Below are 22,885 nucleotides of genomic sequence, written 5' to 3'. Positions count from 1 at the left end.
GTTTGGGTATTAATTCTAAAAATAAATTCAAAGGTTAATTTTATTTTTTTAACCGAACTACATTGTCTCTTCGTTTGTCTGATTATATTTTAAAAGTTAAATTAGTAAATCGCGACAGGATTCACATTTACCTGAGTAGAACCTACATATAAAGGCTGTCCCAGCACGAATAGAAATTCCCAGATTTTCTGCTTTACCAATGGACGGCTGTCTATCAGCTCCAGATTATAGATCCCTTTTTTAGCCAGCATAAACTGGTTGATGGGGAATTCTTCTTTACTTTTTGGGTTAGGATAAACTTCAGATGCCCAGGTATCACCGCCAAAGGCCACTATTCCCTGATCGGCAAGCCATTTTGCCGCATCCATTCCGATTCCGGGTTCTGTTTCAAGAAATTGTTGGTTGTTTTTACCAATTAATTCAAGCCATCCAGTGTTGAAAAGTACAATGTCACCTTTTCTTAACGTAAGTCCTTGTTTCTTCAAAACAGATTTGATGTCTTCTACCGTAAATTCTGTTCCGCCGGGCACGATTGATTTTCCATAATGAGCAGTCATATCAAGCACTACACCGCGGGTAACGAATGGAGGGATTTTTTCAACGCCCAGTTTTTTTACCCCTTCTACGGTTACAAAGTCTGCTGCTTTATTCCCATTATAGTAAGTATTGTCAATACCGATGTGTCCTATACCGTTCAGCTGTGTTCCCACACCTGTCCATCCGTTTACTAACTCGTCATTGAAGGTGAATTTATTAGGGCCTATGCTTTTTCCGCCCTGTTCTCCGGGCTGAATATTGTATAAATGAAAACTTCTGTGTCTGAATGCAGGCAGATTTTTATCAATAGGAACGGCAAGTGCTAGCGTTTTACCTTGTTTCACCAGTCCTACTGCCTGTTTTACAACTTCAGAAGTCAATAGATTGGCTGCTCCGATTTCGTCTTGCGCTCCATAAGCAGAAGGATACCATGATTGATCTTCCGGATTTACAAGAGTCTGAGCCGTTAAACTAACGCTGTTTATAGTCAATAGAGTGGCTAACCCGAGCATTTTGATCAGATTATTTTTCATTTTAAAAAGATTTGGGGATTAGGGAAGGGAAGCGAGAAACAGGAAGAGGGACGTTATTGAGGACTTATTGTATTTCCAGCCTCCTCTTCCAGCTTCCAGCATTTACATTAAATTTCGCTCAAAGCTGAATTGATGAAGTTCAATTCTTCCTGTGAAAGGTCAATAGCCATTGCTTTTGCATTTTCAACAGCTTGCTGGGCATTTCTTGCTCCTGCCAATACTACTGTAATTGCCGGCTGCAGCGTTGTCCATCTTAATACAAGCTGAGAAAGGTTTGCTCCTTTCTCCTGAGCAACAGGTTCAATTTTTTCTAAGAAAGTTTTCACTTTATTCAGATCAAATTGTGAAAAATATCCGTTTCTGTGGTCGTTATCTTTTAATTGGGTTTCTTTGAAATATTTACCGGTTAAAAGACCTCTTTCCATAGGGCTGTACACAATAATTCCCGTGTTGTTTTCCAAAGAGTAGGGTACAAGATCGTTTTCAATAGCACGGTTCAGCATGCTGTAAGCAACCTGATTGCTGGCAAGGTCTAAAGTCTTGCTGGCTTCTTCCATCTGAGATACACTGTAGTTGCTTACCCCTGCAGTGCGGATTTTTCCCTGCTGGATCAGTAATTCCATGGCTTCCATTGTTTCAGAGATAGGGGTTGTGCTGTCCGGCCAGTGAAGCTGAAGAAGATCTATATAATCTGTACCTAATCTTTTTAGGCTTTCTTCCACTTCTTTGATGATGTTTTCTTTTGAAGCGAATTTATAAACCGGAATCTTTCTTCCCTCGTCTTCCGCATCAAAGAAGAATTCTCCTTTGCCCTGATTGCTTCCGTCCCATACCAATCCGAATTTTGTTAAAAGCTGGATCTTTGAACGGTCTTTTCCTTTAATGGCTTCACCGATCATTTCTTCACTCAGTCCGAAACCATAAAATGGCGCTGTGTCGATAGATGTTACGCCATGATCCAGTGAGGCGTGAATAGAATTGACAGAATCCTGTTTTTCATTACCTCCCCACATGTTTCCGCCAATGGCAAAAGCTCCGTGGGTGATTGTTGATAATTCCAAATCAGTGTTTCCTAATTTTCTATATTCCATTTTGTTTGTTTTAAAAATTGTTGTTGTATTAAACCACCCCGTCAAAAATTCTTTGAATTTTCGCCACCCCTCCGGAGGAGGGGAATTCTCGCCGTTTCAATGATGGCACTTTTAAGAATTTGAGCGTATGAAAGCGGTTGTGGCTTTGTGGTTAAAAAATACCTGTTATTTTTTTAATTCTTTTACAATAGCTTCTCCAACGCTTTTTGCAGACTGTGGATTCTGTCCTGTGATCACTCTCTGATCGGTTACCACATGATTCTGCCAAAGTCCGGATTTTTCAAATTTTGCTCCTCTTTCTTTCAGCTTATCTTCCAGTAAGAAAGGCACTACATTGGTTAATTTTACTTCAGATTCCTCTTCATTGGTAAAAGCATTGATCTTCTTACCGTCTACAAGATATTTCCCGTTATCCAGTTTGATATTCACCAAACCTGCAGGACCATGGCATACTGCGGCTACAATTCCTCCGTTTTCATAAATTTGGGACGCTATATCTGCCAGCTCCTTATTGTCGGCAAAATCCCACATTGCCCCGTGTCCTCCGGCATAAAATATTGTTGAATATTCTTTCGGGTTAACCTGAGATGGAGTCATGGAATGATCAATCTTGTTTTTGTATTCTTTATTTTCCCAAAATTCCTTATTGACAGGATCTTTCAGATCGAAGCCATCCACCGGAGGAGTTCCGCCTTTGGGACTCACAAAATCAATCTCATATCCTGCTTTGTGAAGAACTTCCCATGGATGAGAAACTTCACCCAGATAATATCCTGTATCTTCGCCTGTACTGCCTTTTTTATCATGGCTGGTTACGACAAATAAAATTTTCTTTTTCATATTTTTTGATTTTTTGGTTTGTGCCTGAACAAATCCTATGGTAAAGACTGCCAGCATTAAAAACGCTAATTTTTTCATGATTAAATGATTTGAGTAATGTAAATCTGTGGTTTTTCCTGAAGTTTTTCGTCTGCTAATGCTCCGAAAGCCTGGATATAGGGCTGCTGGTTATGCTGCGCTAATCCTTCTTCGCTTTTCCAGATCTCATAGAAAACAAATTCATTTTTGTTTTCAATTCCCTGATGCAGGCTGTAGAGTTCACAGGCCTCTTCTTTTCTTGTTTCTTTTACCATATGCTGAAGAACCTCCAGTACTTCTGCCTGATGTTCTTCTTTGGATTTTATAATCGCTGTAAGATGAATTTTCATATTTAAATAAAATTTTCAATTGAATTATAGATAGGTTTCCAATTCAGTTCTGCCCTGGCTTTATCTGAACTGCATCTGCTGTTGGATGCAAAGCCAAAATAACCTCCTGCCGGCCCGAATTTATTGACGGCATCCTGAATGGCTAATGATTTTGCAGGCTTTAAGTTATACTTTTTGCTGATGTTTTCTGCAATATTTTTTAAAGAAGATGAACCGTTTTCTGCAAAATAGATAGAGCCTGCTTTTGCTTTTTCCAGTGCAAGTACGTACAGATCTGCCAGGTCTTCAATATGCAGGTTAGACCATATATTTTCACCTTCGCCGAAATAGACACCATGTCCTTTTTCCTTGGAGAAATTAATGAGAGCCGGGATCTGGATACTGTCTTTTTTTATTCCCAACCCTTCTCCGTAAACCATTGTAGGAACAATAACAATACTTCTTATACCTTTATTTACAGACTGTTGGACATAATTGTTGATAAGCACTCTTGATGCCATTTCCAGTCTTGGCTGCAAAGGGAAATCTTCTCTGAAGATAATATCACTTTTTCTCCCATTCTCCTTTCCCCCAAAAATAGCAGAACCTGAAGTGAATATAAACGTTTTGTGACTTCCTTCCAGTGCTCTGATAAAGCTGTCTGCTGTGTAAGCATCATCCGCCGAATCAGCATTATGGATAACCGCATCTACACCGGAAACTGTTGTTCTGATAAGATCTTCATCATGAATATTTCCCACAATGGTTTTGATTCCCAATGATTCCAGTTCCTTAATATGGGTTTCATTACGAACCAAGCCTGTCACTTCATAATCCTTATCAAGAAGTTTTTTTGCGATAGTACCGCCAATATAGCCGGTAATACCTGTGATCAGTACTTTTTTCATGATACCAGTGCTGGTTTGAGCTCTTTCTCGAATACATTTCTTACGTGCTCTCTGTACAGTTTCATGTCACGCTCTACATTGGCATTTTTCTCTACATCATGAAAGTGAAAGCTCTCCATTTTTTCTAATGAAACAAATGCATTCATTCTATGGAATCCAAATAACGGACCTTCATCTACACTTCTTTCATTAAAAAATTCCCCGGGAATTGTGAAGGCCGTTGCAGGAGCATTCCAGCTGGTCGTCAGCATATATTTTCTTCCTCCGAGCATTCCTCCCGTTCCGTAGTTGATCTCAGGATTGTCAGCTTTTCTTCCATCACTCATATAAATTCCTTTTGCATGGCCTGCTGTAAAAACTTCATCAATATATTTTTTGAATCCGTTGGGTAGCTGAAACCACCAGATAGGCGTGTGGTAAATGATGTAATCTGCCCATACAAATTTTTCCACTTCCTCATTTTTGTCGTAACTTTCGCTGACGTTGGTAACTTTCACTTCTACGTTATTAAACTCTTTAAGAGCTGCGATTGTATTTTCTGCGATTGTCTGATTATATTTTCCTCCGGAATGTCCGAAATTCTGTCCTCCGTTGATGATTAGTACTTTTTTCATTTTTTTATGATTGCTTAAATTTTACTCTGCAAAGTTAGAACAGATGTTTGTATAATAAAAATAATATAAATTATAGAGAAGTATTATTTAAATTATAGTTTGGGAGATTTAAGTTTATATATGTGAATGGTCAATGGTCAATCCGCTTCGCTTGTGAATTTTTTATGTTTTGGAGTACGTAGTGCGAGGTAGGAGATCTGAGGTTTGTTGATCTTGACTGGTGAAGAATCAATCCGCTTCGCTTGTGAATTTTTTATGTTTTGGAGTACGTGGTGCGAGGTAGGAGATCTGAGGTTTGTTGATCGTGACTGGTGAAGAATCAATCCGCTTCGCTTGTAAATTTTTTATGTTTTGAAGTACGTGGTGCGAGGTACGAGATCTGAGGTTTGTTGATCTTGACTGGTGAAGAATCAATCTGCTTCGCTTGTGAATTTTTTACGCGTTTTGGGATACTCGGTTCGGGATCGAGTGCAGCCAATTTGTTTATATATACAGGTCTTTCTAATCAGTAATTAATCATTTACTATTGACTTTGCGAAGCAAAAATTGACGATTGACAATTTCCCATTTTATGGTAAAATATCATATCATCTCTGAATCGTAATTATTTTCTGCCATGTAAATTTGTTTAACAAATTGAAGGACAATGATACAGATAGCTGTTTTTAGTGATGTGCACGCAAATCTTCCCGCATTGGAAGCGGTGCTGAATGATATCGAGCAGAGGGGAATCAGGCAGAAGTTCTGCCTGGGGGATCTTGTAGATTTTGCGCCCTGGGGAAATGAAGTGATAGAGAGGATAAGAAGTCTGAACATCCCCTGTTTAATGGGAAATCATGATGAAAGAATAGCTTTTGATATCCCTGTAATTCCTTTGTCTAAGCATTCTGAAGAAGAAACAGCTGCCAGGTTCACTGCGATAGAACATTCAAAAAAACATATTTCGGAACAGAATAAAAACTTTCTCGCTGAGCTTCCTTTTCATTTAAAATTAAATTACAAAACAGGTAAGAAACACTGGAATATTCAGTTAGTTCATTCCAGTCTTGATAGTAATGATACTTATTTATACGAATCAGAAAATGATGAGGTTTTTACCTCTATGCTGAGTAGAGCAGAAGCGGATCTGATTGTGATGGGACATACTCATTTATCCTTCAGAAAGCAGTTTGAAAATAACACATGGGCTGTAAATTGTGGTTCTGTAGGGCGCTCCAAAGAAGAAAACAGACTGGCCTCTTATATGGTATTGACTTTAGACGAAGAAAAAATTATCCCTGAAATTGTTCAGATATCCTATCCGGTGGATGAAACTGTCCGGTACATAAAGGAAAGCGGGATTCCGGACTATTATGCTTCGTTTTTAAAGAATGAAATTGTATCAATATTATAATTATTTTGTAATTTTGTATTATAATATTAATAATTAAGTTATGGTTAATCTAGAATGGTACCGTACTTTTAAAGCGATCTATAAAACCGGGACATTGACTGGTGCTGCTGATGCTTTATTCATTTCACAACCAGGAGTGAGCCTTCACCTAAGCTCATTGGAAGCTTACGTAGGCTATAAGCTGTTCGACAGAACCGGAAGAAAAATGATTCCTACTGAAAGGGGGAAGGTGTTGTTTAATGCTATAGCAGAACCTCTTACCAAGCTGGAAGATGTAGAAAAGAACTTTCAGAAGTCTACAGAGAAACATACCCCCACAATCAGTGTTGGGATGTGTTTTGAGACCTTTCAGACGACTTTGGAGCAGTATGTTTCTTCCTTACCCTTTAATCTGATTATCAGTTTTGGAGAATATCCGGAAATGCTGGATCAGCTGGATAAAGGAATTCTTGACCTTATTATCACGCCGAAAAAAGGATCTTCTCCCAACATCGAACATGAGGCATTTTCTTCCGAACAGATCATTCTGGTAGGAGGGAAGGATGTGGATAAAACAGCTTTCAGTAAAGTGCTGAAAACAAAAGATGCGGAGCAGATTGAAGAATGGCTGAAGAACGAAAAATGGTACGGAACCACCGGAGATATGGAGCATCTCTTCCAGTACTGGATATTGAATTTTGGGCATAAGCCCAATTTCCGGCCTAATTATATCGTTCCCAACATGAATTCAATCATCCGTTGCCTGAAAGGAGGAACAGGGTTAGCAGTTGTTCCTGATTTTCTATGCAGAAATGACATTGAAAGCGGTGATGTCCAGCTGATCTGGGAAGGGAAAAAGAAATTTGAAAATACACTGTATTTCGGATGCCGTAAGAAAACCAATTATCAAACCGAAATAGAGCATATTAAAGAATTATTCCGTAAGGTGATGGGTTAACAGTACCATATCTTTCATCTGTACACCATTTTCATACATAGGTTCCGGATAATTATCAGTAAAAAAATCTTTCAGGATTCCGCTTTTGATGAATCCGTTTTTCTCATAAAATCTGATCTGTTGGAAGCCTGTGTCCGAGGTTCCAACAGTCAGTGTTTTGTAATGATTTTCTTTTGCAATTTCCTTTGCTTTATTCATAAGAATACTTCCGATTCCTTTGCTTCGGTAGCTTTCAATCACAGCAACGTTTTTAATTTCCAGTTCGGTAGTACTTTTCTTGTACAATGCCATTACAGCAATGTTTTCTGTAGCGTTGTGCAAAAGATAAATGTCAGAATTGAAAATATATTGATTAATCGCTTCTCTGGTCTCATCCGCCAACAGCAGTAAATGATAAGGAATCTCAGAATCAGAAGGTAATAGACTGAAAGTGAAATCTTCCATTTACAGACTCATATGAATAAGTGGATAATCTTTTCCTGAACCGTCTTTCTCTGATCTTCCGGTCTTTTTGAAGCCCATTTTTTCATAAAATCCAATAGCCTGAGGGTTTTGTTCATTCACATCCACTTTCGTTAGTCCGGTTTTGTCTTTCATGAATTGATACAGCGTTTTTCCGTATCCTTTTCCACGCAGTTCATTATGAATGAAAAGCATTTCAAGGTTGCCTTCTGCTACAGATGCAAAGCCTTTAGGTTCACTGTCTTCAGTAATTAAATAAACTTCAAGGTTAGGAAGATAGTCTCTTGGAATGGCTTCTTTGAAATAATTGAAATCCTCTTCCGCAAGAAAATCGTGTGTTGCTTTTACCGCTGATTCCCATATTTCCATAATTCTCGGATAATCCTCTGCTGTAGCCAATCTGATATTTTGTGACATGATTTTTTAATTTTGAACAAAAATAGAGAAAATTTGAGGAAATAAGATGGAGGAGATGGAAGATGGGTGGTGGAAATTTAGAAGTTAGAAGTTAGAAGTTAGAAGTTAGAGATGGCATGATAGGTTTTATCAGCCACAATCATTCCCCTTCCATGAAGGGGGGGCAAAGCAAAAAGACGGGGCCGTTTAAAAAAATAGGCAATTGAAAAGTCAATTTATTTTTAAAAAAAACGCAAAGGCACAAGAAATCCCCATAAAACTATTATACATAAGGCGCAAAGACTTTATCTCCGATAAAATTTCCTGGAAGTATCTTACTTACTCCAATTAATCATTTAGCTGTGGAAAAGCTTACTATTTTTATTGCTTTCGACCTATTTTACAATCTAATAAAATAACCTTCCTTAGAAGAAAAACAGTAAAATTGGTAGGCAGGATTTTCAATTTTTTGTTGCAAATTTGTTTATCACTTTATATTAATCATTAAAATAAAGACTTATGCAAAAGAAAACCTATACAGGGCAGCCTGTGGTAACCTTAAATAAAGGAGTGGATATTCCGGCTTTAGGATTCGGAGTATGGCAGATGGAAGACCTGAAAGAATGTGAGAATGCAGTAATTAAAGCGATTCAGACTGGATATAGAATGATTGATACTGCTGCCATTTATCAGAATGAAACAGCTGTAGGTGCTGGAGTAAAAAATAGCGGAGTCAATAGAGATGAGTTGTTTATCACCTCAAAAGTATGGGTTCAGGATCATGGATACGAAAAAACGAAAAGTGCTTTTCAGAGAACATTAGACAGATTGCAGATGGATTATCTTGATATGTATCTTGTACACTGGCCGTACGGGGATTTTCTCGGTACCTGGAAAGCTTTGGAAGAATTGTATCAGGAAGGAAAGATTAAAGCTATTGGGGTGTGTAATTTTACAGTTGAGAAACTGGAAGAACTAAAAGCGAACTCAACCGTTTTACCTGTGATTAATCAGATTGAACTGCATCCTGTCTTCCAGCAGAAAGAGCTGCAGGCGTATGACAGAGAAAATAATATTATAACGCAACCTTGGAGCCCGCTGGGAAATGGGAATGCGAGCCTTTTAAGCAACCCTGATCTGAAAGCTATTGCGGATAAATACGGAAAAACTGTAGCACAGGTTATTTTGAGATGGCATCTGCAGGAAGGTTTTGTTGTCATTCCAAAATCTGTTACACCGTCAAGAATTGAGGAAAACTTTAATGTATTTGATTTTGAACTGACAGAAGATGAAATGAATGTTGTTCGTTCTTTAGATACCGGGAAAAGATTATTCTTTGATCCTAAAGATCCTGAATGGGAACAAAAGATGCTAAATTCCGTAGCTGATATTTAAGAATAGAATTTACATAACTCATATTCCCACAGCTCTCAAAACGTCACAGACTGAATTGAGAGCTGTGGGAATTATATTTTAGCCGTTGTGAGGAATGTCATCTGATGTTGAAACTGATGTGTTCTTAATTTTTGTACCTTTTAATAAAATAATTCTTATGTTTTGGCCAGATACAATCAGTAAAAAACTAGGCGTAAAATATCCTGTTATCCAGGCTCCCATGTTTGGAGTGAGTACCGTACAGATGGCTGCTGCAGCTACCAGGGCTGATTGTCTAGGTTCTTTGGCGCTGGCCGATCTCTCTGCAGATCAGTCTTCGGAACTGATCAGAGAAATGAAGAAAATTACGGATAAGCCTTTTGCCGCCAATATTTTTGTACATCATATCCCTGAGATTACAGATGCTTTAAAGGAAAAGTATGCGAAGACGAAGCGGTTTATTGAACAGCTTGCAAAAGAAAATAAAATTGAGGTGCAGCTTCCTGAGCTGGAAGAAATCAGGGTGAGCAGCTATCATGATCAGGTGGATGCTATTATTGAGGAAAACTGTAGAATTTTAAGTTTTACATTTGGAAATCTGGATGATCAGAGTATTCAGAAATTAAAAGAGAACGGAGTTACTCTTATCGGAACCTGTACTTCGGTGAATGAAGCGCTGCTGCTTGAAAAATCAGGTATTGATATCGTCTGCGTTCAGGGAATAGAAGCTGGAGGTCACAGGGGAAGTTTTGAAGCAGAGAATATTCCTCAGATCGGAGGTTTATCTTTGCTTTCACAGGTCTATGATCATGTCAGTATTCCGCTCATTTATGCAGGGGGAATTTATGGAGCAAAAACGTTACAGGCTGTTAAGGCAGCAGGAGCACAGGGCTTTCAGGTAGGTAATCTCTTATTGGCTTCCAGGGAAAGTGCATTGCAGCCTTTTGAAAAGGACAGGCTGGAAAAGGTAAAAGAAGAAGAGATTATTTTAACGAAAAGTTTCTCCGGAAGATATGCCCGAGGTATCAAAAATCAATTTACAGAAACAATTGATAATTCAGAATATATTTTACCGTATCCCTACCAGAACAAACTGACCAATGCGTTGCGTAAAGCTGCAAAATCTCTGCAAAATCCGGAATTTACAGGAATTTGGATCGGACAGTCTATTCACCCGTACAGTGAACGCTCTACCGAAAATATTTTGAAAAAACTAATTGAAGAATGTGAAAGACCGACGAATATGCTTTCAATGTGACCATAATTTTATATTTTCGTGGCTAAGCTTTATATAATACATTGAAATTTGATTCTTGCAGGAAATTTTCAGTACATTATTGAGTGAATTATAAAACTAAAACCAACGAAATTATACATGAAATTTTCAGAAGGAATTCAAAGATCACTTCCGTTCGGCTACCTGTTCCTTGTTGTGATGGGAATATTGAAAGAAAGCGTTTTCTACTACCAGATCGGCATTAATATTCTGAAATATTCAACCATTATGGATATTCTGATAAGCCCGATTGCTACGTTAACTTCTCATCCGGTTATACTCATTGCTCTCATTATTATCGTGGTGTCTTCATTTGCCTTTCCCTCTTTTTTGTCCAGGCAGGCTAACAAAAATAAAAAGTGGGCTTTAAAAATGGCCTCTCTTAAAGATCATGAAAACATGACTAAGGAAGCTATTGAGAATCATTTTACCAATATGTTTGTAAGATTTCTTGCCATGATGTTACTGTCGTTCTTCTTGGGAATAGGATGGGGTGAAGGGATGGGACTTACCAGGAAAATCAGAGAAAACAGGCTTAAGTATGATTATACAATAAACTATGGTGATGATAACGCTGACCAGGTTCATCTGATAGGATCAAACAGCATGTATTACATTTATCTTGCGAAAGGGAGCAAAATAATAAAAATTGTACCGTTAGGCTCTATAAAGAGTATTGAGCTGACTCACAACAAGAAAATTGAACCATCAGAATAATACCAATAAAAAAGCTTCAGAATAATCTGAAGCTTTACATTTTTTTATTCATTGTATTCAATGATGAGCTGATTCATCGCGGAACCGGTAAAGGTGGTGGTTGATCCACTTAAGTCATTCCATCTTCTTTCTGCATTTCCGGCAGTATTATAAATATGGGTAGATCCTTCAGTTCCTCCGGAATTATTAGGTTCTCCGGTAGCAAACCAGTTTTCTGTAGTGGCAGGGTTCGTAGACCAGTTCATTCTGAATTCTTCTCCTGTAATCCACTGAAGCCTGTCCGGATTGCCGGGTCTCTGAATTTTATTAAAGCCAATCCATATATTATTGGCCAAATTATATCCGGTTCCCGAAGCTACAATATTAGTTGCAACCCATACCCTTTCCGCATCATTGGGCATAGTGACCAGATATCCTCCCATCTGCTTTCCAAAGCTGTAAGCATTGAACCAGTTGATTCCCTGCGTAAGCTGATAAGCACAATAGGTATGATTATTTCCTGCCCATTTTTTACACCCAAGTTCGGTGGCAGTGCCGCCTCCCGGTACAGCGCCAGGTGGCTGAGGTCTTGTGGCCACAGGCTTCGGATCATATCCTAAGATAGAATTGTTAAACCCGGATGCTGATCCGCTGCTAAGGTCAGTTCTTGCAATTTTTCTTACATTCCCATTGGTATCAGTAGAGAGAATATCGTCAGCGGCAGTTCCCTGAGGTAAAGAACGTGTTCGCAATTCTCCGTTGATGTCTAGTGTCTTTGTCGGAGTATTTGTGTTGATGCCAACCTGAGCATATGCGAAGCAGGGTAAAATAATGAATATTGAAATTAGACTTTTCATACGTTTTCTTATTACTCATTAAACTCAATGATAAGCTGGTTCATGGAAATACTTGAGTTGGCTGTGAGGCCGCCATTTAAATCATTCCATCTTCTTTCCGCATTTGCACTGGCAGCAAAAATATGGGTAGCTCCTTCCACTCCTCCTGAATTGTTCGGCTCTCCGGGATTAAACCAGTTTTCTGTAGTGGCAGGATTGGTAGACCAGTTGATTCTGAATTCTTCTCCCGTAATCCACTGCAGCTGATCTGGATTTCCGGGTCTTTGGATTTTATTAAAACCGATCCATATGTTATTGGATAAGTTATAACCCGTTCCTGATGCTACAATATTGGTATTAACCCATGTTCTTTCTGCATCATTCGGCATAGTGACCAGATAGCCGCCCATTTGTTTACCGAAACTGAATGCATTGAACCAGTTAATAGCTTGTGAAAGCTGATAGGCACAGTATGTGTGATTATTCCCAGCCCACTTTTTGCATCCGAGTTCGGTAGCTGTACCTCCGCCAGGTACTGAGCCCGGGGGTTGTGGTCTGGTGGCAACCGGCTTCGGATCATATCCCAGTATTGAATTGTTAAACCCCGATGAAGATCCGCCACTCAGATCACCTCTGGAAACCTTTCTGATGTTTCCGTTGGCATCGGTAGAAAGAATTTCATCGGCAGTGAGACCTGTTGGTAAAGTCCGGATTCTTAGTTCTCCGTTGATGTCAAGTGTTTTTGTGGGTGTATTTGTATTAATCCCAACCTGCGCACTTGAAACAAAAGGTACAACCATAAATAGGATAACTTTTTTCATTTTTATGCTTTTTTATTCGTCCCAAATATATAAAAATATTTTACGATAGTAAATCACAATGTAATGATTATCAGGTAAATAAACATTTGTTTTAAAATGAATTTGATCTGTGAATTGCTTTATCTGTAAATATTTTTTATTAATAAATATTTTATAATGAATTAAATAAAACATATTTACTTTATTCTGATAAAGTTTTTTATTTAAAGAAATAAAAAACTTCTTTCGTCTGAAAGAAGTTTTTATGATGTTGAGAACGCTTCTGACCGGTCCATTTACAGCGGGAAGCTATCAACAGTATTATTTTGTTAAATCAAGACCTCCAAAATTTCCGGAGCTCATCATTAAATAAACGCCATTTGTTTTATCCAGCGTATTCCAGTAGGCATGCAGGTCTTCAGCATTGGTAAAAACCCTTAGTTTTTCATTTTTAAATTTTTCTTTAATGAATTCAGGAGAAATAGGTTCCATTCTCTTGATCTTCAGAGCGTCTTCAGAGTAGAAAACGATAGCTTCTTCCAGACCATCCATGGCGTGGTCATATTGCTCAAGAAAGGCCGGATTCAGGCTGGAATAGGTATGAAGTTCCAGAAATCCGTACTTTTTATCATTCTTAAACTGTTCTGCAAAAGCCTTTACAGCTGCCTTTACTTTACTTGGCGCATGGGCAAAATCTTTATACAGAGTTCCTTTATCTTCTCTTTCTACTTTTTCAAGACGTTTAGATGCTCCTTTAAAGCTCATGATAGCCTCATAGAAGTCTTCATCCATAATACCAAGCTGCTGGCAGATATGTCTTGCCCCCTCCATATTCAACAGGTTGTGCGCCCCAAAAACGGAAAGCGGAACATCTCCCATTTCAGTTTTTAAATAGACTTTACCATTGTTGATTTCATATTCGGGTGTTTTATATGGAATCTTTCTGAAGTAATTTTCAGCATTTTCCACCACTTTCACTACTTCAGCATCTTCTTCGTTGTATACCAGAACGCCACCTGGAGTAATGCTTGCCACAAATTTTCTGAACTGGTCAATATAATCATCAAATGTTTTGAAAACATTGATATGATCCCAGGCAATACCACTCATTAAAGCAATATTGGGCTGATACAACAGAAATTTGGAACGGAGATCAATAGGGGAGGAAAGATATTCATCACCTTCCAGCACCATAAAATCATTATCCTGAGTAAGTTTTACCATACAGTCGAAACCTTCAAGCTGGGCACCTACCATGAAATCCACATCTTTCTGATGGAAATTCAGTACATGCAGAATCATTGAAGTAATGGTTGTTTTACCATGTGATCCGGCAATTACCACTCTGGTTTTGTTCTTTGACTGTTCGTAGAGAAATTCAGGATAAGAATATATTTTCAGCCCCAGTTCTTTTGCTCTTGCCAGTTCAGGATTATCCTGATGTGCATGCATCCCAAGAATAACAGCATCAATATCCGGAGTGATTTTTTCCGGGAACCAGCCCATTTCCTGAGGCATAATTCCTTTCTTCTCCAGTCGGGATTTTGAAGGCTCAAAAATAGCATCGTCAGAGCCTGTTACCTGATATCCTTTATCTTTTAATGCAATGGCGAGATTATGCATGGCGCTTCCGCCAATGGCAATGAAGTGGGTTTTCAATTCTGTTTACTGTTTTTTAACATTAGTATTTATGATCTGCTGGAAAGCTTCAAGAATGTTGTTCCAATTGGTCCTGTAATTCGGAATAATCATACTGGCATCCGTTTTACTGCCTTCATTAGGACCTTTCTTGACGTTGATGGAAGTTGAAATATTATCGTACAATTTCTTGTGGTCTTCCTGTATTCTTCTGAAATTGTTCTGAGAAAGAACCTGATCCAGCTTTTTCAGATCCTCATCAGAAATTTTAAAATCCTGTTTGTATTTTTTACCCTGCCCTTCAAAAGAGTAGTGTACATTGTTGCCTTTTATAAGCATGTTTTCGTATATGGGTGCAAAGCCTCCGCTTTTCGAATAGCTGATGTCAAAATCCGAATACACCTTTTGGCTGTTGCATGAAACTAATACTGTGAGTGCGAATAAGATTCCAAGTATTTTTTTCATAATTTTCTATTTACTTTACTGATTTAAGTCCTTTTGTTCTAATTTTTTAGCTTTAAGTTCTTCATCATAACTGTGTAATAGGTTGAAATCTTCTGTCTGCTCAATGGCAGTCATAATTTTCAATAAAATTTCCGGTGCTTTTTCGTTATCATAATCAATATCCAAAGGAGCCTTGAATTCCATCGTAGGTTTTACACCGGTTACCTTTACGCGGAGTCCTTTTTTATCGAAAGCTCTTCTGAATCCGTTGATTTTGATTGGAATTACAATAGGACGCTGATTCTTTACCAGTTTGGCTGTTCCTCTTCGTCCCTGGGCAAAAGCTGATGTAGTTCCTTGAGGGAAAGTTGCCACCCAGCCATTGTCCAATGCTTTCATTATATTATCTACCTCACTCATGTCTACCATTCGGTTGACATTCTTTCCTTCTGCTCTCCACGTTCTTTTTACTGTTACAGCTCCTGCAATTTTAAAAATCTTAGGAAGAATTCCTTTATTCATGGTTTCTTCTGCGGCTACATAGTAAAAATCAATCTTCGGGTTCAGCAGATAGATCGGGTTTTTTATCGTGTTTAAATATCCGTTGTTTACAGCACAGAAGGCATGGTACATTGCTGCCACATCAGCAAAATAGGTCTGATGGTTGGATACAAAAAGTACGTTAGAGTCCGGAAGATCCACAAGATGTTCCGTACCGGTTATTTTTAACTTATTAAAGCCATTGAATCTTCTGTAAGAAACAATTCCTAAAATAAAAATAATAAACCTTTTCAAAAAATAAGGTGTTCCGAATGCATCGGTGAAAATATTTTTCTTCGCCATCTCTCAATTAAACACGGTAGTGCAAAGTTACATTTTTTTCAGCAACTGGCTGAATTCACTTAATATCATCGCTGTAGCTCCCCAGATAATGTATCCGTTGAAATTGATCACGGGAACTTCATGTCCGCCTGCGCTGGGTAAAGCCATAAGTTCTGGGGTGTCTGACAGGTTCAGAAAGGAGGTAATGGGGAATTCTATTGTCTCTACAGCTTCTGTCTGCTGAAGAACAAACGTAGGATCCTTTTTAGTATAAGAAATATAGGGATAAACGTAAAAATTGCTGGGTGGTATATAAATAGGAGACATTTGTCTGATGATCCTAACATAATGTTTGTCTATTCCTATTTCTTCAGAGGTTTCCCGAACTGCGGTTTCGGCAAAATCTTTGTCCATTTCCTCACGTTTTCCTCCCGGAAGGGATATCTGCCCGCTGTGCCTGTCGTGCTCATTAATGGTTCTTTGAATCAACGGAAAATACCACTCATTGTCTTTTAAATATAAAACAATATTAACAGCGGCAAATTTGGGATTCTTTGCCAATACTTCATCATAGGTAAAAACAGGTCGGTAAGGAGGTGAGAAAACCCCGTGCGCATGTTCGCCGGGAAGTTCTACACTTTTTATTTTTCGTAATAAATCTTTTCCAAAATTTTCCATACTCCAAATTTAACAATATATCTTGAAGAAATAAATGCCTTAACATTAATTAACCTATGTGCAAATCAGGATTGAAGGAGGGTTGCCAATGAATTGCAGTTCGAAAACAGATCGTTATCGCCGTCAAAGAAAAAAAGTAAAATATTAACCTTAAAAACGGTCATCTTTAATTTCAGTCATCAGTTTTGCTTTCCTGATTTATAAAAATAGCCCATGTGGTAAAGCGTTTAAAACCCGGCATTGTGATGTCTTGAAATGGTGCTTAAAGTGAAATAATGAGTGAGAGTACTATTTGTAAACTATTTAATATTCACTGTTTCCGGAGTTACTTTCAGATAATAATTCACCACCGTATTTTCCCGTCACTGAAAACAATGACCTCTTTACAACGGCAATTGGTGACCCCTACAACTATAAACAGTGACTTTTGAAATTTACACTTTGATGGTGGTTTTTCACTTTGATGTAGAAGCTACCTTTGCCTTACTATTAACCAATTAATTTTTACTAAGATGAAAAATTTACTTACAGGTGTACTTACACTATTCGCTATGAGTTTCGGATTTGCACAATTCAATATTGATGTAACTACCCAAACAGGAAACTTAAACGTTGCTACTGTAGACCAGACCGGTCTTGTGAACATCAATTCTCTTACTCAAACAGGGAATCGTAATACTGCAGATATTGATCAGGTAGGAATCTTAAACGTCAATAATGCGCAGAGTATTGGAAACAGAAACTCTATAGATGTGGATCAGGTGGGTATCGGAAACTCAAATGAAGTAATGCAGATGGGTAACAGAAACTCTGCTTCAACATGGCAGCTAGGAGTGCTTAACGCTACAGAGCAAACTCAGCTTGGAAGAAGAAATGATGCTTCTTCAGTACAGATCGGATTAGGAAACTCAGTCGTTCAGTATCAGGACGGAAGAAGAAATGATGCTTCAGCTATTCAGGTAGGAAGTGGTAATGAAGCCTATCAAATTCAGCTTGGAAGAAGAAATGACGCTACCGGAGTTCAGGTAGGTGCCAATAATATTCTTGTTCAGTATCAGGAGGGTAATGATAACAGCGCTACTCATGCACAGGCAGGAAACGGTAATATAGCAGCTTCTGTTCAGGTAGGTGATGATAACACCTCTGCAGGAGTACAGGCAGGCAATGCCAACCAGCTTTATCAGTTCCAGGTAGGAGATTCCAACACAGCCATTGACCTTCAAATGGGTAACGGTAACTTTACCTGGGTAACTCAGAGTGGTGATTCTCATATCCATTTAGGAACTCAGATGGGTAACGGAAACTCCATGATTGTGAATCAATCCAATTAGGCCCTATAACATATACTGTAAATCTTAGAAAATGGTAAAGGAGAAACTACAGTGTTTCTCCTTTTTTACCCTTCACTTTTCAGCAGTTTACACAGTGTATAATACAAAAAAGATTATGTCTACTTTACAATGGAGTGCATTTGCTCTTTTCGCAGTCATGCGGGTGCAGGCACAGGAAATAGACTGGAATAAGATCAACAGCAATACAATCTTACATCTTATCGCCAGGCAGCAGACAGATCAGAGTTCTTACGGTTCCAATATCATTCAGATGGGTGATTATAACAATGCTGAGCTTTCTCTTAACGCCCGGACCAGTATCGTGGTAAAACAGCTGGGAGATTTCAATACCCTCTATTTTATCAATTCATTTACCGATAAAGAAACGAGAGCTGCCGTTACTGCACAGGGAAATAATAACATGATAGATGTTACAGGAAGCAACAGCATTTCAGACGGAATTCAGATCAATGTAAAAGGGGATAATAAAACGGTTTTCATGCGAAATTATTAAAACACAAATGATGAAACTTTTATATTCCCTTAGCCTGAGCATTTTTTTTACCTTCCTGTCTGTAAGGGGTTATGGACAGGAAGATAAAAAAGTAAACGCAAGAATAGAAAACAGTTTCCTTGAAAATCAGGTTATATTAAAGGCAATTGTAATGAACAATACCACAGTATATAAAGAGCTGAGCTACCTTTTGGTCTCTATTAAAAAAGGAAACGGAGGAAATCTTTCAAACAACCAGCAGAGTGGTAAATTTTCAGTAAACCCCAATGAAGTCAAAATGTTATCAGAAATCAGTGTAAACCTGGAGCCAAAAGACGCGTTGAAAGCTTTCCTTTATATCAGAGACGAAGAAACACAAAAACTGGTCGCCAAAGACAGTCTGGAGCTGAACAGTGATCTTTTTAAAAAGAAAACGGCTAAAATAGAAGAAGACACAGCCTACGAGCTGAGAGGGCTTACCATTGATGAAACCAAAACCAAAGTGGGAAAAGATTTTTATGATCTGTTCTACATGCAGTACAGCCAGCTTCCGGATAAAAGCAGCAGCGCTGTTACCATTACCGAGCTTCCTCTTCGGGGAACAAGCGGCCAGATCAATATCCAGATTGAAGATAAGATTATCTACAGTTTTATGACTAATCCCGCAGAAGACTATTTGAAAGAACAGCTGGTTTACAGCTTAAAATATATCAAGGAATTTAACGCTAAGAAAAATCTTATCAAAAATGAATTTATCTATTAAAAATGTCCGCCATGAAAACTTTTATGTTGATTTTGACCTTTATCGCGGGTATTTTCTACGGAAAATCTCAGCAGCTCGTCTATAAACCGGTGAATCCGGCTTTCGGAGGAGATACGTTTAATTATCAGTGGCTTTTAAGCTCTGCTAATGCACAGAATCAGTTTGATGAAAAAAATGATTACAGCAATTTGCTTGATCGTGTAAACTCTCTTGACAGCTTTACCCAGAGTCTGAACAGACAAATCCTCAGTGAACTTTCAAGAAAACTGTTTGATGAACAGTTTGGTGATGGAAATATAAAGCCCGGAAATTATCTATTCGGTTCCCTTTATTTACAGATCACCAATACGAATCAGGGACTTTTAATCAATATTTTGGATACCAGCAATGGCGATCAGTCCGAGATCGTAATTCCAAAATAAGGAAATAACTAAAAATAAACTTACCATGACAACCTACACTTACACCAGAATCTTTTTCTGTAGTTTCCTGCTATGTGTTCTGCAGGCCTGTAGTTCAATATTTGGGTTACCTTCGGATCCCGAAAAACCAACGATAGGAGAGGTTACTTCTTCTACCGCAGAGTTGAAAAATCTTCCGCTTCCCAAAGAGAAGATTGTAATAGGAGTCTACAAATTCAGAGACCAGACCGGCCAGTACAAACCTTCCGAAAACGGAAACAACTGGAGTACGGCAGTTCCCCAAGGTACCACTACCATTCTCATCAAAGCATTAGAAGACAGCCATTGGTTTATTCCTATTGAAAGAGAAAATATTGCCAACCTTCTTAATGAAAGACAAATCATCCGTTCCACACGTCAGGAGTATATAAAGGATGCAGACAAAAACAGCCAGGCGCTTCCCCCTCTTTTATACGCCGGAATTCTTCTTGAAGGCGGTGTCATTTCTTATGACAGCAATATTCTTACAGGAGGCCTGGGGGCAAGATATTTCGGTATCGGAGCGTCTACACAGTACCGCCAGGACAGAATTACCATTTATCTTCGTGCAGTTTCTACGCTTAACGGAGAGATTCTTAAAACGGTTTATACTTCCAAAACTATTCTTTCCACCAGTGTAAATGGAAGTTTTTTCAGATATATTGATACAGAAAGACTTCTGGAAGCTGAAGTAGGACTCACTCAGAATGAACCCGTACAGCTTGCCGTAACCGAAGCGATAGAAAAGGCGGTAAAATCCCTTATCGTAGAAGGAATACGAGATAAAATTTGGGGAAAAGCAGTAGATCCTAATGGGCCCTACCAAACTTTAATCAACGAATATAATCAGGAACAGGAACAAAACACCGGAAGAGCCGTAGGAGGAAGATATCCGGATCAATACAGACAGAAATTCTCCGTATTTGCCCATATTGAAGCACAGAAAGTGAGAGACGATTATGTAGGTCCCAAAATGAATGTTGGAGGAAAGGTGGGATTCAAATATTTTCTTACTCCCTACCTGAATGTGGAAGTGAACGGTACTTATTTTACGCTTGAAAATTCCAATATTGTAAAAAGAAACTACTACGGCCCTGAAGTAAATCTGGAATACCTTCTTTTCCCGAAATACAGATTCAGCCCCTATCTGTACGGTGGGGCAGGAGCCATGTATTCAAAATATAAGCCTCAATATAAAGCACAATTCGGCGGAGGGCTGGAATATATGATCAGCCGCAATGTCTCACTTAGAGCGTCCGCACAATACGATATGGGATTCAAAGACGACTGGGAGGGTCTTGTGAACGGAAAAAGAAAAGATCAGGCTTTACGCTTCGGATTAGGAATCAACCTGTACTTCGGAAACAAATAAAAACACGAATTATGAAAACTTTAATTAAAATACTCAGCATATTCATCTTTGCTTTTTGTCTGTTTTCATGCAATGAAGACCTTGTAGAACAGGCTCAAACAGGAATGTTAAAAGGAAAAGTCGTAAAAAGAGGCAGTAATGTGCCGATTCCCAATGTGAAAATTTTCACCAATCCTACCACGCAGACGGTGTTCAGCGGTACAGACGGTTCATTTGAAATTGCAGCCATGCCGGTAGGAAATTATTCCGTGAAAGCAGAGCTTTCAGGATATATTACAAGCTTTCAATCAGTCAATATACAAAACGAAAATCAGGTGGTAACGGTAGTTTTTGAGATGGATGATGACACGTCTCTGAACTCTCCTCCCGCTACACCGCAGTTGTTAAGTCCGATAGATAACGCAGTGAATCAGCCCCTGAGCGTTGAATTAACCTGGAGTGCAACAGATCCGGATACTGCGGATGTCTTAAAATACAGTTTGACAATTAAAAATAATCTTGACACTAATGTGATTCAGGTTAATGATTTGACGGCTAATCATTATACGCTGTCAAATCTGAAGTTTGGTGTAAGTTACTTCTGGCAGGTGTCTGTTTCGGACGGCATTCACCAGCCAGTTTTAAGCTCTATCAGCAAATTTACCACCAATACGGTGCCTGCCAACAGGTATCATTACACCCAAAAACAGAACGGAAACTTTGTGATCATTTCCAGTGACAGCCAGGGAAACAGCTTCCAGTTTACCAGTTCTTCCTACAACAGCTGGAGGCCCCGTAAAAATAATAATGCCGGCCTCATCGCATTCCTTCGTACAGAAGGAGGAAGTACGCATATTTATACCGCCAATCCTGATGGTTCCAATCCTTTTAAAGTAACAACGGTTCCTGTAGCGGGCTTTAATAACTATGAAATGGATTTTTCCTGGAGTACCAACGGTAAGGAGATTTTGTATGCCAATTTCAATAAACTCTACAGAATTAACAAAGACGGCAGCGGCCTGACCCTCGTGTATACTACTCCGGACGGAAGCATGATCTCAGAATGCGACTGGAGCTACGACGGAAGCAAAATAGCATTGAAAACCAATGATTATAATGGTTATAATACCAGAATTTACGTCATAGATACCACAGGGAATATTCTGAAAACCGTATTATCAGGTACTGCCGGCGCCAGTGGCGGTTTGAATTTCTCGGTAGACGGACAGCTTCTTCTCTTTACCCGTGATATGTCAGGATATATGGATGGAAGCGGAAATTACCGTCAGCTGGATTCCCATATCTTTATCTATAATCTGACTACCGATGTCGTAAGTGACATCTCAGCAGAAAGCGAAAAAGTGCTGGGGACCAACGATCTTGATCCAAGATTTTCACCCAACAACGCGCAGGTTATTTTTATGAATACTTCCAATGACAATATTTCGCAAAGAAATGTGATGGTGATTGATCTGAGCAGTACGCTGACGGATCTTACCCGTACTTCACTTTTCAGTAACGGAGAAATGCCGGATTATGAATAAGATTCAAAGTTCAAAATTTAAATGTTGTTTATCATTTTCGTTGACATTTAATGTAATAATGGGCTTTACCTGAGAAATGATTATTACTGTTATAAAGTCCAGGTTTTAAGGTTAAAGTTCCAGTAGTGAGCATGAGATTGGAAATCCGGGTTGTTTGCAAAATGAAATAATAAGGTCTAAGCAATATAAATTTTTAGCAGACCGGTTTTCAATCTCTTCACCTCACTTCCATCCTTAGAATAAAGTTTATGAATAAGTAGTCTGTCTGATTGTGGATCTAAGATCCAGTTCAGGCACAAAAAAATTCCAGACTGTGAAGCCTGGAATTTTTTCTGAGTTTT

At 38.6% G+C, this 22,885-nt stretch carries 25 protein-coding genes; 11 read left to right on the top strand and 14 right to left on the bottom strand.

What is annotated here, in order from left to right; all coding sequences use genetic code 11:
- Positions 1-101: 101 nt before the first annotated feature.
- The 6 genes from BLW74_RS16930 to BLW74_RS16905 form a co-directional block, all read right to left on the bottom strand.
- Positions 102-1,070 (bottom strand): cyclase family protein, encoded by a 969-nt coding sequence (locus BLW74_RS16930; protein WP_089694281.1) that lies wholly within the window; start codon positions 1,068-1,070, stop codon positions 102-104.
- A gap of 107 nt (positions 1,071-1,177) precedes the next feature.
- Positions 1,178-2,161 (bottom strand): aldo/keto reductase, encoded by a 984-nt coding sequence (locus BLW74_RS16925; RefSeq protein ID WP_089694279.1) that lies wholly within the window; start codon positions 2,159-2,161, stop codon positions 1,178-1,180.
- A gap of 165 nt (positions 2,162-2,326) precedes the next feature.
- The gene (locus BLW74_RS16920) at positions 2,327-3,079 is read right to left on the bottom strand and encodes a type 1 glutamine amidotransferase domain-containing protein (RefSeq protein ID WP_228424942.1); all 753 of its coding nucleotides are present in this window, start codon (positions 3,077-3,079) and stop codon (positions 2,327-2,329) included.
- A 2-nt stretch (positions 3,080-3,081) separates the two neighbouring features.
- A complete protein-coding gene (locus BLW74_RS16915) occupies positions 3,082-3,369 on the bottom strand; it encodes a putative quinol monooxygenase (RefSeq protein WP_089694277.1) in 288 nt (95 codons plus the stop codon).
- 2 nt (positions 3,370-3,371) lie between these two features.
- On the bottom strand, positions 3,372-4,256 hold the full coding sequence (locus tag BLW74_RS16910; protein ID WP_089694275.1) for an NAD-dependent epimerase/dehydratase family protein: 885 nt from the start codon (positions 4,254-4,256) through the stop codon (positions 3,372-3,374).
- Positions 4,253-4,870 carry an NAD(P)H-dependent oxidoreductase gene (locus tag BLW74_RS16905; RefSeq protein WP_089694274.1) on the bottom strand — a complete coding sequence of 206 codons (618 nt, stop codon included), beginning with the start codon at positions 4,868-4,870 and terminating at the stop codon, positions 4,253-4,255. The genes BLW74_RS16910 and BLW74_RS16905 overlap by 4 nt, the downstream gene beginning before the upstream one ends.
- A gap of 646 nt (positions 4,871-5,516) precedes the next feature.
- On the opposite strand from BLW74_RS16905, the gene BLW74_RS16900 reads away from it, so the two are divergent.
- Together BLW74_RS16900 and BLW74_RS16895 are read left to right on the top strand one after the other, a co-directional pair.
- Positions 5,517-6,263, top strand: a complete 747-nt coding sequence (locus BLW74_RS16900; RefSeq protein ID WP_089694272.1) for a metallophosphoesterase family protein — start codon at positions 5,517-5,519, stop codon at positions 6,261-6,263.
- A 40-nt stretch (positions 6,264-6,303) separates the two neighbouring features.
- Positions 6,304-7,200 (top strand): LysR family transcriptional regulator, encoded by an 897-nt coding sequence (locus BLW74_RS16895; RefSeq protein WP_089694270.1) that lies wholly within the window; start codon positions 6,304-6,306, stop codon positions 7,198-7,200.
- Here the strand turns inward: BLW74_RS16895 and BLW74_RS16890 are convergent.
- Positions 7,177-7,644, bottom strand: a complete 468-nt coding sequence (locus BLW74_RS16890; RefSeq protein ID WP_089694268.1) for a GNAT family N-acetyltransferase — start codon at positions 7,642-7,644, stop codon at positions 7,177-7,179. The two genes, BLW74_RS16895 and BLW74_RS16890, sit on opposite strands and share 24 nt — an antisense overlap.
- Complete coding sequence (locus BLW74_RS16885; protein WP_089694266.1) at positions 7,645-8,079, bottom strand: GNAT family N-acetyltransferase; 435 nt, start codon at positions 8,077-8,079, stop codon at positions 7,645-7,647.
- Between the two features lie 498 nt (positions 8,080-8,577).
- Here BLW74_RS16885 and BLW74_RS16880 point away from each other — a divergent pair, with 498 nt between their 5' ends.
- The 3 genes from BLW74_RS16880 to BLW74_RS16870 all read left to right on the top strand — a co-directional run bounded on the left by BLW74_RS16880 (position 8,578) and on the right by BLW74_RS16870 (position 11,425).
- Positions 8,578-9,453 carry an aldo/keto reductase gene (locus BLW74_RS16880; protein ID WP_089694264.1) on the top strand — a complete coding sequence of 292 codons (876 nt, stop codon included), beginning with the start codon at positions 8,578-8,580 and terminating at the stop codon, positions 9,451-9,453.
- Positions 9,454-9,610: 157 nt separating this feature from the next.
- A complete protein-coding gene (locus BLW74_RS16875) occupies positions 9,611-10,690 on the top strand; it encodes an NAD(P)H-dependent flavin oxidoreductase (protein ID WP_089694717.1) in 1,080 nt (359 codons plus the stop codon).
- Between the two features lie 117 nt (positions 10,691-10,807).
- A complete protein-coding gene (locus BLW74_RS16870; protein ID WP_089694262.1) occupies positions 10,808-11,425 on the top strand; it encodes a hypothetical protein in 618 nt (205 codons plus the stop codon).
- Between the two features lie 44 nt (positions 11,426-11,469).
- Here BLW74_RS16870 and BLW74_RS16865 read toward each other — a convergent pair whose 3' ends face one another.
- From BLW74_RS16865 to BLW74_RS16840, 6 genes are all read right to left on the bottom strand, one after another.
- A complete protein-coding gene (locus BLW74_RS16865) occupies positions 11,470-12,261 on the bottom strand; it encodes a C-type lectin domain-containing protein (protein WP_089694260.1) in 792 nt (263 codons plus the stop codon).
- Between the two features lie 11 nt (positions 12,262-12,272).
- Complete coding sequence (locus BLW74_RS16860) at positions 12,273-13,061, bottom strand: C-type lectin domain-containing protein (RefSeq protein WP_089694258.1); 789 nt, start codon at positions 13,059-13,061, stop codon at positions 12,273-12,275.
- A 300-nt stretch (positions 13,062-13,361) separates the two neighbouring features.
- Positions 13,362-14,699 carry a UDP-N-acetylmuramate--L-alanine ligase gene (locus tag BLW74_RS16855; RefSeq protein WP_089694256.1) on the bottom strand — a complete coding sequence of 446 codons (1,338 nt, stop codon included), beginning with the start codon at positions 14,697-14,699 and terminating at the stop codon, positions 13,362-13,364.
- A gap of 6 nt (positions 14,700-14,705) precedes the next feature.
- Positions 14,706-15,143: a hypothetical protein gene (locus tag BLW74_RS16850; RefSeq protein ID WP_089694254.1), complete on the bottom strand. Its 438-nt coding sequence runs from the start codon at positions 15,141-15,143 to the stop codon at positions 14,706-14,708.
- 15 nt (positions 15,144-15,158) lie between these two features.
- Positions 15,159-15,965 carry a lysophospholipid acyltransferase family protein gene (locus BLW74_RS16845; protein ID WP_089694252.1) on the bottom strand — a complete coding sequence of 269 codons (807 nt, stop codon included), beginning with the start codon at positions 15,963-15,965 and terminating at the stop codon, positions 15,159-15,161.
- A gap of 27 nt (positions 15,966-15,992) precedes the next feature.
- A complete protein-coding gene (locus BLW74_RS16840; RefSeq protein WP_089694250.1) occupies positions 15,993-16,622 on the bottom strand; it encodes an NUDIX hydrolase in 630 nt (209 codons plus the stop codon).
- Positions 16,623-17,134: 512 nt separating this feature from the next.
- On the opposite strand from BLW74_RS16840, the gene BLW74_RS16835 reads away from it, so the two are divergent.
- The 6 genes from BLW74_RS16835 to BLW74_RS16810 all read left to right on the top strand — a co-directional run bounded on the left by BLW74_RS16835 (position 17,135) and on the right by BLW74_RS16810 (position 22,544).
- Positions 17,135-17,953, top strand: a complete 819-nt coding sequence (locus BLW74_RS16835; RefSeq protein WP_089694248.1) for a hypothetical protein — start codon at positions 17,135-17,137, stop codon at positions 17,951-17,953.
- 115 nt (positions 17,954-18,068) lie between these two features.
- Positions 18,069-18,467, top strand: coding sequence for a hypothetical protein (locus tag BLW74_RS16830; protein ID WP_089694246.1), 399 nt, complete (start codon positions 18,069-18,071; stop codon positions 18,465-18,467).
- Between the two features lie 7 nt (positions 18,468-18,474).
- The gene (locus tag BLW74_RS16825; protein ID WP_227413321.1) at positions 18,475-19,209 is read left to right on the top strand and encodes a curli production assembly/transport protein CsgE; all 735 of its coding nucleotides are present in this window, start codon (positions 18,475-18,477) and stop codon (positions 19,207-19,209) included.
- Between the two features lie 11 nt (positions 19,210-19,220).
- Positions 19,221-19,631 carry a curli production assembly/transport component CsgF gene (locus tag BLW74_RS16820; protein ID WP_089694712.1) on the top strand — a complete coding sequence of 137 codons (411 nt, stop codon included), beginning with the start codon at positions 19,221-19,223 and terminating at the stop codon, positions 19,629-19,631.
- Between the two features lie 25 nt (positions 19,632-19,656).
- On the top strand, positions 19,657-21,021 hold the full coding sequence (locus tag BLW74_RS16815) for a CsgG/HfaB family protein (RefSeq protein WP_089694244.1): 1,365 nt from the start codon (positions 19,657-19,659) through the stop codon (positions 21,019-21,021).
- 11 nt (positions 21,022-21,032) lie between these two features.
- A complete protein-coding gene (locus tag BLW74_RS16810) occupies positions 21,033-22,544 on the top strand; it encodes a carboxypeptidase-like regulatory domain-containing protein (protein WP_089694242.1) in 1,512 nt (503 codons plus the stop codon).
- Positions 22,545-22,885: the final 341 nt, after the last annotated feature.

It is taken from the genome of Chryseobacterium culicis, from assembly GCF_900108365.1.
Taxonomy (GTDB): Bacteria; Bacteroidota; Bacteroidia; order Flavobacteriales; family Weeksellaceae; genus Chryseobacterium; species Chryseobacterium culicis.
This window is presented reverse-complemented; position numbering and strand designations above follow the sequence as displayed.